The 12,881-nt window shown below is 46.5% G+C and carries 12 protein-coding genes; 6 read left to right on the forward strand and 6 right to left on the reverse strand.

The window, feature by feature from the left end; genetic code table 11:
* Nucleotides 1-334: 334 nt before the first annotated feature.
* Nucleotides 335-850, reverse strand: a complete 516-nt coding sequence (locus UWK_RS07380) for a hypothetical protein (protein ID WP_015403735.1) — start codon at nt 848-850, stop codon at nt 335-337.
* 133 nt (nt 851-983) lie between these two features.
* Here UWK_RS07380 and UWK_RS19965 point away from each other — a divergent pair, with 133 nt between their 5' ends.
* Complete coding sequence (locus UWK_RS19965) at nt 984-1,112, forward strand: hypothetical protein (protein ID WP_265588645.1); 129 nt, start codon at nt 984-986, stop codon at nt 1,110-1,112.
* Here UWK_RS19965 and UWK_RS19330 read toward each other — a convergent pair.
* The 4 genes from UWK_RS19330 to hrpB all read right to left on the reverse strand — a co-directional run bounded on the left by UWK_RS19330 (nt 1,099) and on the right by hrpB (nt 5,417).
* Nucleotides 1,099-1,272, reverse strand: a complete 174-nt coding sequence (locus UWK_RS19330; protein ID WP_015403736.1) for a hypothetical protein — start codon at nt 1,270-1,272, stop codon at nt 1,099-1,101. The genes UWK_RS19965 and UWK_RS19330 overlap by 14 nt on opposite strands.
* A gap of 139 nt (nt 1,273-1,411) precedes the next feature.
* Nucleotides 1,412-2,476: an SO_0444 family Cu/Zn efflux transporter gene (locus UWK_RS07385; RefSeq protein WP_015403737.1), complete on the reverse strand. Its 1,065-nt coding sequence runs from the start codon at nt 2,474-2,476 to the stop codon at nt 1,412-1,414.
* A 2-nt stretch (nt 2,477-2,478) separates the two neighbouring features.
* Nucleotides 2,479-2,844, reverse strand: coding sequence for an ArsR/SmtB family transcription factor (locus UWK_RS07390; protein ID WP_015403738.1), 366 nt, complete (start codon nt 2,842-2,844; stop codon nt 2,479-2,481).
* A gap of 77 nt (nt 2,845-2,921) precedes the next feature.
* Nucleotides 2,922-5,417, reverse strand: a complete 2,496-nt coding sequence (hrpB, locus tag UWK_RS07395) for an ATP-dependent helicase HrpB (RefSeq protein WP_015403739.1) — start codon at nt 5,415-5,417, stop codon at nt 2,922-2,924.
* 199 nt (nt 5,418-5,616) lie between these two features.
* Between hrpB and UWK_RS07400 the strand changes: the two genes are divergently transcribed.
* The gene (locus UWK_RS07400; protein ID WP_015403740.1) at nt 5,617-5,880 is read left to right on the forward strand and encodes a hypothetical protein; all 264 of its coding nucleotides are present in this window, start codon (nt 5,617-5,619) and stop codon (nt 5,878-5,880) included.
* Nucleotides 5,881-5,923: 43 nt separating this feature from the next.
* On the opposite strand, the gene UWK_RS07405 is transcribed toward UWK_RS07400, so the two are convergent.
* Entirely contained in the window at nt 5,924-6,424 is a 501-nt protein-coding gene (locus tag UWK_RS07405) for a dihydrofolate reductase (protein ID WP_015403741.1), read from the reverse strand.
* 171 nt (nt 6,425-6,595) lie between these two features.
* On the opposite strand from UWK_RS07405, the gene UWK_RS18355 reads away from it, so the two are divergent.
* From UWK_RS18355 to UWK_RS07425, 4 genes are all read left to right on the forward strand, one after another.
* Nucleotides 6,596-8,407, forward strand: a complete 1,812-nt coding sequence (locus UWK_RS18355; protein WP_015403742.1) for an MJ0042-type zinc finger domain-containing protein — start codon at nt 6,596-6,598, stop codon at nt 8,405-8,407.
* 65 nt (nt 8,408-8,472) lie between these two features.
* Nucleotides 8,473-9,357: a DMT family transporter gene (locus UWK_RS07415; protein WP_015403743.1), complete on the forward strand. Its 885-nt coding sequence runs from the start codon at nt 8,473-8,475 to the stop codon at nt 9,355-9,357.
* A 119-nt stretch (nt 9,358-9,476) separates the two neighbouring features.
* A complete protein-coding gene (locus tag UWK_RS18360; protein ID WP_015403744.1) occupies nt 9,477-11,621 on the forward strand; it encodes a methyl-accepting chemotaxis protein in 2,145 nt (714 codons plus the stop codon).
* Nucleotides 11,622-11,702: 81 nt separating this feature from the next.
* Nucleotides 11,703-12,806 (forward strand): NAD(P)/FAD-dependent oxidoreductase, encoded by a 1,104-nt coding sequence (locus UWK_RS07425; protein ID WP_015403745.1) that lies wholly within the window; start codon nt 11,703-11,705, stop codon nt 12,804-12,806.
* Nucleotides 12,807-12,881 lie beyond the last annotated feature (75 nt).

A 12,881-nucleotide genomic window follows, 5' to 3' on the forward strand; every position in this document is an offset into this window, starting at 1 on the left:
TCACCAAGCGTATTCCTGAAAAGACCTCCTTGTATTCTTTGAGTACAAAAAAAACTCTATATAATCATATCTCTATCAGTAACGTTTATAGCTCTGCCATTGTTTGCGCGGAATGATTTTTCATCCCAGATACATATTGAACACGCAATAATAAAAGCACGACAATATTCAGATAAAAGCAAAATTGATTCAGATGGGAACTGTCTGTAATCTTAAACACTTTTGCGGCAGGTTGTCATGTACCGTGAGCATTGCCACTTAGTATCCTGCCAGCCCATATCGAACCGTATTACAAGAAGTGTCAGTTCGGATATAACACAAGTACAGATACAACCTATAGATTTTCAGGAGGATCCGTCAAATCTGGTGGTGTCTTTGCTAGTTTGTTGCGTAAAATCCATATCCCAACAGCCAGGAAGAAAAAGAGTATACTGATTCGCAGCTGTGAACGACCCAGTTCTGCAGGTGCCATGATGGGGGGGACAATCAGCTTGCCCCATCTCTTGTGAACCCAGAGTGAATATTCCTTCCCCATTTGAAAAGGCTGACTCAGTTGCTTGTCTTGATCGAATGCAAAGTCGGGTGCTTCTAAAATAGTCTCCTTTTCCTTGTACAAAAATGAGAATACCGGGATCATCCGAGGGGGTGCTTCGGAGTTCTTGGCTGAATGGATTTTGAATTCAATCACTGTAGCGTCTATTGGACTGTAATCGCTACTGGTGTCCTCGGTGAAATACATGGTGTTGACACTGGTTCGGAAGAGGTGCCCTCCATTGAATAGAAAGAAGAGAGCAAGAAGGAGCAGGATTGTTGACTTCTGAGGCTTTTGTTCACTTTGTGCGTTTTCCATGGTGCTGATTATTCCACAAATTTGGGATGATTGCTATAAATGATATTCGTGTAATATGGGAGATTGAATTCCGGGCAATGGTGGTGAGATACAGTGTGGTAGGGGCGAGCCCGCTCCTGTAGGTGAACCTTGTATGCGGATTTGCTGGGCCAATTCCTTTCGGTCAAACGAAACCATAAGCAACTCTGTCGGCGCTGATTCAGAGGTGACCGGATATGGCGTGGCTTCGCTGGAAGAAATTGAGACGACTATTTGTGAGTAACAACTCCACTCATTCCCACACAGTCCCTGCAGTATTTCTGGTCAGTGGATTCGCTCTTGCATTCAGGACAGAATTTCTTGCCACAGCTGCGGCAGGCGTTGAGAGAGGAAGGCTTGACCTCTTTTTCACAGATTTGACAGCGTGTTGTTTCCTTTGTCATAGTGCACCTCTTTGTGGAAGTTTTACGTATTTTATCACAAATCAAAATGAAGCTGAAAGGTTTTTGGAAAATAGTTGCAAGATTTTACAGAGGTGAAGTCAGTAAGTGAGAAGGTGTAGGAATAATAAAGGAAGAATCGTTAGCGTTTTTTTAGTGCAGTTAGCAAAGGCACAATCGACAGAATAGCTAAAAGCAGAACTGCCAGCATTGAAATGTATTGAGGAAGAATCTCACTGGCCTTGCCAACAATGGCTGTTGCGGATATTCCCAGGGACAAGTAGATCATGTCCAGGATCAGGCCACAGATTACTGCAATACTTGCTATGGCAGCAAGGTAGATTGCCGTGGCTTTTTTGCCTAGAATTCCAAAAAGTACTGACAGAGAAGTTATATTGGTTGCAGGTCCTACAAGCAGAAAGACCAGGGCAGTACCCGGGCTTACCCCTTTCAGGATAAATGCCGCAGCGACAGGTGTTGATGCTGTGGCACAGATGTACAGCGGGATTCCAAGACAGAGCATAAGGAGCATAGATGATAATCCACCTCCAAGATAGCTGCGTATCAGTTCGTCCGGTATAAGAACGGTAATAACACCCGCTGCAATAAGCCCCACAAAAAACCATCCTGCCAGATCCCCCCATATATCAAAGGCTGCATAACGCAGTCCTGAAGTCAGTCTGTTAATGATTCGTTGATCTGTCTCCGTAGAGTTGGAACATTCTCCTGAACAACCACAATTCGATTGGGCAAGCGTTAAAGCCACAGGGCTCTTTTCACGGTCTGGAGGCTGAAATAAATTAATGCCAATACCAGCTACCATTGCAGAAATAAATGCGGAAACTGGGCGTGCGACTGTCATGATCGGGTCGAGGAGGGCATAGGTGATGGAGATGGAGTCTACTCCGGATTCGGGGGTGGAAATAAGAAATGCGGCTGTGGCACCTTTATTTGCCCCCTGTTTCTTGAGGGAGGCGGCAGCGGGTAATACTCCGCAGGAGCAGAGTGGAATTGGAATTCCCAATAATGATGCCTTGATGACCGAGCTGAAACGTCCACGACCTAGATGTCTGGCAACGTAATCTGCTGAGAGAAACACCTTCAACATTCCACCAATGAGCAGGCCGAAGAGCATATAGGGTGCCGATTGGACAAGAAGCCACCAGCTTGCCTGAAGTACTTGGGTGAGAAAGGTTATTGCAGTCATGGTTACTCTCTGGTGTGTTTCAACGCTATCAGCATAAGTTCATTGATATGATGGTCGTTGAGCCGATAATAGAGTACCTGCCCCTCTCGTCTATTGCTGACCAGATGCAGTTGTCGCAGCATGCGGAGTTGATGGCTCACTGCAGACTCTGAAACCTTAAGAAAAGCTGCTATGTCACAGACGCACATCTCCTCCTTTTCAAGGGCCCAGAGGACTTTTAAACGATTGGCATCTCCCATGGCTTTGAAAAGCTGTGCCATATGCAGATTTTCATGTTCTGGCAGGGCATGTGCAGTTGCATCTGAAACGCGAGATTCATGAATACATCTGCAGTTGCAAAGGTCTTTTAAGTTTTCTTCAGAGGGCATTTTTCTAATCCAATTCATTTTATTATATGATCATTTGTTCATATAATAAAATGAATTGGCAAAAAAGCAAGGGAAATTTAGCGTCGGGGTTTGCAGCGGGCAGTTGCCTGGGCAAGCAGCGGGTTGTCTGGCCAGTAGTGTTTTGGGTACCGGCCGGCGAGTTCTTTTTTTACTTCCGGGTAGGTGTTTTTCCAGAAAGAGGGAAGGTCACCGGTTACCTGAACAGGTCGTCTCGCAGGAGAGAGGAGATGAATTGTAACGGGAATTTTTCCATCAAAAATGGTCGGAGTTTCAGTGGCTCCAAATATTTCCTGAATACGTACAGCAAGAACTGGTGCTTCTCCGGGTAGGTATTGTATCTTAATTCTGGAACCGCTGGGGGCTGAATAATGGCTTGGAAACAAATCGTCAAGTTTCTGCTGCTTTTTCCAGGAAAGCCTGGATAAAAGTATAGTGTGAAGGTCAAGTTTTTTGAGTTGTTTGAGGCTGGTAAGAGATCCAATGTATGGCTCAAGCCAGGAGAGGTCTTTGGCGAGTGTCTGGTCGGAGACATCGGGCCATTGGTCTGGAGCGAATTCGTGGGCTATTTGGATCTTGGTCTGGAGATCGCGGCTTTTTTGTTGCCAGTTTAAACAGTGCAGGCCGGATTGGCGAATCCCTTCTGTAAGGCAGTGGAGAATTCGTTCTGGGGAAACATTTACAAGAGCTTCTTTTTTGATTGTAAGGCTGCCAAGGGAGAGAACGGATTGGCATTCAACTCTGGATCCTGTCCACTCCACTCTCTCTTCATTTGTTAACAGATGAGCGTGGGAAAAAAGGATTTCTTCAAGAGTCAGGGCAGCAGCGAGGAAAATACGACCCTGTTTTTTTCCACCATCGAGATGTGCCGCTACCAGGAAATCTGCTCGATGGAGGTGGTCACCTTCCGGAAGTATAGCACCCCGGCCTGATGCAAGTAAGTGCTGACTGGTCCCGGTTGTTCTCATGGCAATGCGGTCTGGATATGCAATTGCCAGGAGATTGCCGGATTCATGAAAGTGGCTTTTAGTCTCTTCTTTGTCGTTTATCTTCAAAATGTGCTGGTATTGCAGGGCCTCCTTAAGGATACGGCGGCAGAGTGACGGATCTGCACCCCTTGCCCGAACCATGGTGGCTCCTTCCTTTTCAAACAGGTCAAGGATATCCAGGCGGTCTTCAATATCAGAACTTTGTTGAGCATTGCCACCACGAAAAAGATCTCTATTGTGTAATAATGCAGCAAGGCGGCAGGCAAGTATGCCATGCCCCTGTTGCTTGCCGTAGAGGAGCATCAGGGCAAGACGGGGATGCAGGGGGAGAGCCCCTGCCTTTTTGCCAATGTCAGTAAGTGTTCCTTTAAGGTCAATTATTCCAAGCTGGATGAGAAGTTCCCGGGCCTGTAATACAGCTCCTTCACGAGGTGGATCAAGCCATTGGAGTTCTTTAGGATCTGATACTCCCCAGCGTAAAAGTTGAAGTATCAAGGGGGCCAGATCTGCTCCAATAATTTCGGGGGCAAGAAAATCGGCTTTTGAATGATGTTCGCTCTCAAGCCACAATCGATAACAGATTCCAGGGCCAAGGCGTCCGGCACGGCCGGCTCTTTGTTCAGCCGAAGCCTTTGATATGGGTACTGTGTGCAGAGCAGTTAAGCCACTCGTGGGGGAGAACTGAGGAACTTTCATCAGTCCGGAATCAATGACAACAGTGATGCCTTCAATCGTGAGGCTAGTTTCTGCAATAGGGGTTGCCAGGATCACTTTTCTTTTAGCCGTTACTGCAAAAATTCTATCCTGCTTTTCCTGCGGAAGGTTGCCATACAATGGCAGACAGAGAACGTCTCCAGTAATCTGTCCTTGAACTGCCTTGATTTCACCTGCACCCGGTAAAAAAACAAGGATATCCCCTGTATCCTGTGCAAGGGAACGCTGGATGGCTTTTATTGTACGCTGAACAGGGTAGTCGGATGAGAATCGTTTGAGGTAGTGGGTGGTTACTGGAAAACATCGCCCTTTTCCAGAGATTACCGGCGCTCCCCCGAGAATCTCTGCCACCTTGGAGCTGTCCATGCTTGCAGACATAATCATAATTTTAAGATCATCTCGAAGCTGCTGGATATCTAAGCAAAGGGCCAGTGCAAGATCAGACTGGATGGAGCGAAGGTGGAATTCATCAAAAATGACCAGTCCGATATTTGCAAGTTCAGGGTCGTTTTGAATTATTCTTATAAAGGTTCCTTCGGTCACCACCTCAATTTTGGTGTTTCCGGATACTTTTTTGTCAAAGCGGATGCGGTAGCCAATTGTGTTGCCGATGGTGTCACCGATCAGGTCGCTCATTCGTTTGGCAGCCATGCGGGCAGCCAGTCGTCTGGGTTCCAGCATGATGATTTTTTTTCCCCCCAACCATGGTTCATCGATCAGGACAAGAGGGACAATCGTTGTTTTTCCGGAGCCGGTTTCTGCAGCAAGAACAATGGACTGGTGTTTGTTGAGGCCATATTGGATGTCAGGTAATACTGTATGTATAGGGAGGTTGGGGAGTTCAGTCTTCATCGTCTGTATATACCATCACTTCTGGCTGGCCTCAACACGTCACGAAAAAAATACTATAAATTTACTGCAACTTCCTGGCAGAGTTGTATGAAATGAGATTTGATACTATTTATGGATGGACATGTTGTTTGTCTATAAAATGTCTACCCCTTAAGGGGGTACTGAGAAACATGAAAAATGCAGGTTAGGAGGCAATTGTATGGGAAGAGCTTTTTGGCTGACTGTTCTGGCGCTGGTGCTGCTTGGGATTATGGCTTGTACCAGTAAAGATCAGGCCTACAGAGGGGTGTATGAAGGTTTTAGGATGAGTGACCAGAATCGTCAGGCCGAGGATCCATCCTATGATCCGGCGCAACCACTGGATCAAAAACAGCAAAGTTATGAGGAGTATAAGAGGGAGAGGGAATTACTTCTGCGCAGCAATGAATCTGCTGAAGATGATGGTCCGGGCACCCTTAATTAAGTGAAGCCTGCTTCCTCTGTGCTGGCTGCCTGAATACACAGATTCAACTGAGTTCTGAATGGATAGTCGGATGTTTGCGTCGATAGGTGTGCAGAGTGAATCTGTCCGTTTCCCCCATTCTTTTCTCTGACACATGGTCGAATTGTTCCTTGGGGAGATGAGGAAAAAAGACGTCTCCCTCATATTCTTTATCAAGAACGGAGAGTAGAACTGTGTCGACCATATTCATGGCTTCGGAATAAAGAGTCCTTCCTCCAATGATGAAAATTTTCTCATAACCTTTGCAGCATTCGATCCCGGCGATAAGGTTGCTTGTCACCATGCATCCAGCTATCTGGGGATCTTTATCTCTGCTGAGCACCACATTAAAACGGCCAGGAAGGGGGCTGGCAATGGAGTCGTAGGTCTTTCTCCCCATGATCACAGCATGGCCCATGGTGGTTTTTTTGAAAAACTGCATCTCTTCGGGAACATGCCAGGGAATGCTGTTGTTGCGACCGATTACCCTGTTGTGGGCCATGGCTGCTATGAGAATAAGTTCCATTGTGGGAGAATGTGTGAATTTAAGAAAAAAAATAGATAAAATGAAGGTGAATTGCTGTTTTTCCTGTATTTTATCTGTGGTTTTGTACTACACTTTGCCATTATACCTGTTTTATTTTCCTCTTACCGTAATTTTTTCCAGGTTAGAGTCCAAGAACCGTGGAGGCTGTAAATGAATATAGATTGTCCCCATTGCGGGGTGCATGGGTCTGTAGATGATTCTCTTGCAGGAAAGAAACTGCGTTGCCCTAAATGCAGTAAGGTTTTTTTGATCACCGAGAATATCCTTCCCGAGGTTGAAGACGTTGGTATTGTGCACCAGGAAATACTGTATGATGATAAGCCCCAGGAACCTGAAATTGCCGAGCAGGAAGTGCTGGAAGTTGAAGATGATGCCGATCCCGAAGAAATCGAGGCACTGGAAGAGGAAGAAATAGCAGTAGAGATCGAAGAACCTGAGGAGCTGATTGAAGATTCGGATGAAATTCCGACTCCCGAAGAGACACCTGTTGAAGAGGATTCGAATCTGGAAGAGTGTTCGGTCTGCGGACAGTCCTTTACACCTGAATTTATGGTAGTGGTTGGATCTAAACGCTACTGCGCCCTCTGTCAGCCTGATTCTGAAGAAGAGGGGGGTGAGCTTCCTGACAAGACAGAGAATGACAACGACCCCGAGGAAGATGACGGTGACATTCTTGCTCTTATGGCCGATGGAGAAGAGGCTGATGTTGAAGAGGAGGGAGTTTTGCTTCAGGCCTGTTCAGGTTGTGGGGAATCACTCCACCCTGATTTCCTTGAAAAAGTTGGGGCTGAGCATTATTGTGCCCTCTGTGTTCCCGAGGACGTTGATGACTCTGATGACACTGGCGATGATGGAGGCATAGAAAATATAGAAACGGAGGAGGAAGAGGAGCCTGAACATGCCTTGCTAGAGGATGAAGAGTTGCTGGAGAAGGAATTGCCTTCCTCTGAAGATGAGAATGCTGAAGTTGCGGATGAAGATGGGTATCTCAAAGAGCCCTGCTCTGTCTGTGGTGAAGCATTTCACCCCGATTTTATGCAGGAAGTTGATGGCCAATTGTACTGTGGGGTGTGTCAGCCGGAAGTCATTGAAGAAGTGGTAAATGATGAGGAGGCGGATAGGGGTACCGATGACAGTACAGATACCATGGTTGCAGAAGATGAGGACTCTTTTGAATCCGACGCACAATTCACTATTGGTGAACTTGTAAAAGAGGCATGGCAGAAAACCAGGGGAGCAAAGGGTTCTATCTGGGGTGGTGTGATGGCCATGTATCTGATTGTCTTTGCCGTGAGTTTTGGTGGAATGGCAGCCTCTCAGGCCTTCTATAAGGGAACTGATCCGATGGTGCTGGCAGGTGCAAACATTACCTTGCAGCTCGTATCTAGCTGGCTTTCCATGCTTATGACTGGTGGTGTCATGCTTATCGGTGTCCGGCGTGCCCTTGAACAGCGGGTGAGTTGGAAGATGGCTTTTGCCGGTTTTTCTAAAGCTTTGTCCATGACCGTCGCGATTATTCTTCAGAGTATTCTTATTGTTATTGGGTTTATTCTCCTTGTTCTCCCGGGGATCTATCTTGCTGTTGGGTATGCCCTGACTCTGCCGCTCATTCTCGATAAGGGGATGGGGCCATGGGAGGCACTTGAAGCATCCCGCAAAGCGATTCATAAGAAATGGTGGACTGTTTTTGGACTGTACCTGGTGATGCTGCTTATATCCACGGTTGCAGCTATTCCTCTCGGGTTGGGCCTGATATGGGTTATTCCGATGTACTTTGTTCTTGTCGGTGTCCTTTATGTACATCTTTTTGGTATCGATGAAAGTATTGAAGAAGAGTTGGATGAAGATCCTGAGGAATATTTTGAGGATGATGAAGAAGAGTATGAAGAGAGCTCAGATGATGAGTCTGAAGAACAAGATACTGAGCTGAAGGAGCCTTTCGTGGAGCCGGAAAGTAAATAGTCTGTTTGTTATGTAGTAGTTCAGGTAGTGTGAAATGGTTGTGCGAGAGCAGCAGGAGATGGAAAATGCGTTCCCTTAAGGTCCATCTCCTGATGTTTATCTGTGCGGCTATTGTTTCCGGTTCTTTTCCGGTGGTGGCAGCTATCAGTCATGCCCTCGACCCCATCGTTCTCACCCTGATTCGTTTTGCTCTCGCCACCATCGTTTTTGCCCCAATCGTCTGGGTTCGTTACAGTTTTGTGATCTCTCCCGGGACTTTTTTCCGTTATTCTCTGATTTCTGCCACCCTGGTCTTTTTCTTCTGGTGTATGTTTCTCTCGCTTCGTTATACAACTGCCTTAAGCAGCAGTGCGATTTATACCATCGTTCCTGGTCTGGCCGGTGTCTACGCCATGCTTATCAACAAGGAAAGACTTGGGAGAGCACGTTTGATAGCTCTTTTTTTAGGAATAGCAGGAGCCCTGTGGATAATTTTTAAAGGGGATGTTGCTTTGCTTGCAGAATTTTCCTGGAATAGAGGAGATCTGATCTTTCTTGCTGGTTGTTTTTTTGTCGGCCTGTATGGCCCACTGGTTGGCTTGTTTCATCGGGGCGAGCCTATGCTGCAGATGTCCTTCTGGATCATGTTTACCGGTACCTTGTGGTTGCTTCTGCTGGCAGGGTCCAGATTGTCAGATGTCTCCTGGGCTAGTGTTTCCCTAGAGGTCTGGACCGGTATTGTCTACCTCGCAGTTTTTTCTACCAGCATTACGTTTTTTCTTACACAGTATTCCATTCTCTTTCTTGGTCCCACCCGAGTTATGGCATACTCTTATCTCAATCCTGCATTTGTTCTTGTGCTTGACCTGTTTTTTTATGGAACATGGCCGGGAGTGCGAATTCTTCCAGGTGTTCTTATTGTTTTGGCAGCCATGGTGGTCGTACAGCGGATGAAGTCTCCAGGTAAATAATACTTTTCTTCTGTTTTAAAAAAAATATTTGTGTTTTGCCCTCTTCAGCACATATACTTCAGGTATCTATTTGTTGAGACGGTAAGCGTTGAGTATACATTAAAAATCGGGAGAACAGCATGTTGCGAAAATTTCTACCACAAAGTGTTAAATTCAGGCTGCTAGGGTTAATAGGGGTTTCATTCTGTCTCCTGATTGGTGCCACAGTCTTTCTGACGGCAATGGAACGGAAAAAGACATTTCTGCAGGCAGAGGAGTTACGACTTGAGGCCAGGTATAGCGGGGTGCAAAAGGCATTTGAGGATGAGGCAACCTCTGCAACGGCTATGGCTCTTGTGGTTGCTGCCATGCCTGATGTTCAGGAGGCATTTTCTTCCCGTAATCGGGAAGAATTGACAGCATTGACTCTTCCTTTTTTTAACAGTCAAAAGGAACGGCTCTCACTGGCGCAGTTCCAGTTTCACCTTCCACCCGCAACTTCCTTTCTGAGACTTCATAAACCAGAGAAATTTGACGATGATCTTTCTTCTATTCGTCAAACGGTGGTTGAAGTAAACAGAACCAAAAAGCCAATTTCAGGGATTGAAAAAGGTGTTGCCGGCCTTGGAATAAGGGGAGTGGTTCCTGTAGCAATGAACGGGAGCCATATAGGCTCCGTGGAGTTTGGCATAAAACTCAATGATGCTCTGCTTATGCCCCTGAAGGAGACCTTGGGGGTTGATATATCAGTGGTTGTCCCCGAGGGGCAGGGGTTTAAATATCTGGCTAAAACGCACTCTCTGGACATTCCTCAAAAGAGTTTTCCCTGGCTCAGTAAGATGATGAAGGCCGAGGACCTTCAGTTTAAGCAGGTTCATAAAAATGGCAAAGATTTGATGACCGTTTATGGCCCCCTCAAAGATTACAGTGGGGAAACCATAGGCGTGCTTGCCATTCCAGCAGATATTACTAAGACCATGGCAGCCATCAGGATGAACGTGTACAAGATGGTTGGTGGTGGCATTGCTGTTCTTCTTGTCACCATGCTTGCAATATATCTGCTGATGAACTCTCTTATTGTTAATCCGCTAAAGGAGCTGGTTGGAAAATTTCAACTGGCAGGAATGGGTGACCTTACCGTTGATGTTGAGAGTAAAAGGCTCTGTTCGGTCAATTGTTCGGAAGAAATGGAATGCGGGAATCCGGAGTGTTCAAGTTATGGGAAGGTTACTAACTGCTGGGAGCAGAGTGGCTCTTTTTCATCGAAGGTGGAGTGCCCAAAAATTTTAAAGGGAGAGTATAAGAGTTGCCGTGAATGTCGTCTGTATAAAGAAAATGTAATGGATGAGTTTGCAGAGCTTGCTACTACTTTTAATTCATTTTTGCACAATGTCCGCCGTATGGTCATTGATATTCAGGGAAGTGTTGAGGATACTACAAACGCCTCAGCCGAATTGTCAGCACTCTCGGACGGTATGCAGAAAGGCGCAGTAGCGGCATCGGAACGGACTAATACCGTTGCCGCTGCAGCTGAAGAGATGAGCGCAAATATGAACTCCGTTGCTGCTGCCAGTGAAGAGGCCTCTACCAATGTGAACATGGTCGCCACTGCCACGGAAGAGATGACAGCAACTATTTCTGAAATTGCAAAAAACACCGATGAAGCCAGTTCGATCGCTACAAAGGCTGTGGCTCAGGCAGCATCTGCCTCTGGAAAAGTTGACGTCCTTGGTGATGCAGCCATTGAGATCAGCAAGGTGACGGAGGTGATTTCTGATATTTCTGCTCAGACTAATCTTCTGGCATTGAATGCTACCATAGAAGCGGCAAGAGCTGGAGAGGCCGGTAAGGGCTTTGCAGTTGTTGCAAATGAGATTAAAGAGCTTGCTCGTCAGACCTCAGATGCTACTCAGAAAATCAAACAGCAAATTGAAGGAATACAGAGTTCTACCAATGAGACTGTAACTGAAATACGTGATATTACGGATATCATCCATCAGGTTAATGCTATTGTTGGTACAATAGCTACAGCCATTGATGAACAGGCCGCCACCACCGCTGAGATTGGCAGCAATGTGCAGCAGGCAGCTCTGGGTATTTCCGAGGTCAATGAAAATGTTGCCCATACATCAACCGTGGCAGGAGAAGTCGCAGGAGATATTAACCGGATAAGTGCTGTTACAGAAGAGATTATAACCAGTTCCGAGAGGGTCAACGGCAGTGCTGATGCCCTGTCCAAGCTTGCTGGAAAACTTGGAGAGATGATACGTCGTTTTAAAGTGTAACGTATTTGGCTTTTGGATTTGTTAAAAACGTTTTTTGGACATTGAGGTGGGGATTTTTTTCGTCCTCGGTGAACAGTAATTATGAAGAAAAAACATCTTGTTCTGGCTGGTGCCGGTCATGCCCATATGGTAACCATGGCTGGCATTGCAGATTTCAGAAGCCTTGGTCATGAAGTGACGGTTGTCGGTCCATCGGATCATCATTACTATTCAGGGATGGGGCCAGGAATGCTTGGTAGCGGCTATGACCCCGAGGAAATCCGTTTTGCCGTGAGGCGTACTGTTGAAAGTCAGGGCGGAACCTTTATCCGGGATACGGTAACGGGGGTTGCCCCGGGCAGGCGTGAGTTGCATCTGGAGTCAGGCCAGGTTGTTTCCTATGATGTGCTTTCCTTTAATACCGGTAGTCATGTGGACATGCCGGATATTCGAGGAAATGCAAACCGAATATTCACCGTTAAACCCATTGAACGCCTGTACCAGGCTCGGACAGAGATTTTATCTCTGTCGCAACGGCAGGATGTGACCGTTGCTGTAATTGGTGGTGGGCCGGCGGGTGCTGAGGTGGCTGGGAACGTAGCGGAGCTTCTTGAGAAGACCGATTATCCTGCAAAGGTGTTTTTGTTTGCCGGACGTGGTCTGCTTGCAAAATTTCCTGCGGCTGTGCGCAGCACCAGTCGTGGGATCCTTACTAAATATGGAGTGGTTATCAGGGAGGAGGGGCATCTGCTGTCTATTACCGATAATCTTCTGCAGTTTGATTCAGGATCGACTGAGCTCGCCGATTTTGTCATTCTGGCAACTGGGGTACATCCTTCTCCTTTTTTTCGGAAGGCGGGCCTCCGCACAGGAGAAGACGGAGGGCTACTGGTGAACAAATATTTGCAATGTCCCGATTATCCAGAAATTTTTGGTGGCGGGGATTGCATCTGGTTTGAGGATCAACCTCTTGCCAAAGTGGGTGTCTATGCGGTACGTGAAAATCCCGTACTCTTTCACAACCTGAAGGCATTCCTTCAGGGAGATGCACTACAGTCCTTTGATCCCGGTGGGGATTATCTTCTAATTTTTAACCTCGGTCATGGTCAGGGTGTTTTGCGTAAAAAGTGGTTTCAGATATCGGGGAAAGTTGCGTTCTGGGTTAAAGATTGGATAGACAGGAAATTTATGCGCACTTTTCAGTAAGAACAGGACGTTGTGGGCTTAGTAAGAAAAAAAGAGGGAGAGTTGAAATGAAGGTTGACTGGCTGTATTTCCGTA

The organism is Desulfocapsa sulfexigens DSM 10523 (assembly GCF_000341395.1).
Taxonomy (GTDB): Bacteria; Desulfobacterota; Desulfobulbia; order Desulfobulbales; family Desulfocapsaceae; genus Desulfocapsa; species Desulfocapsa sulfexigens.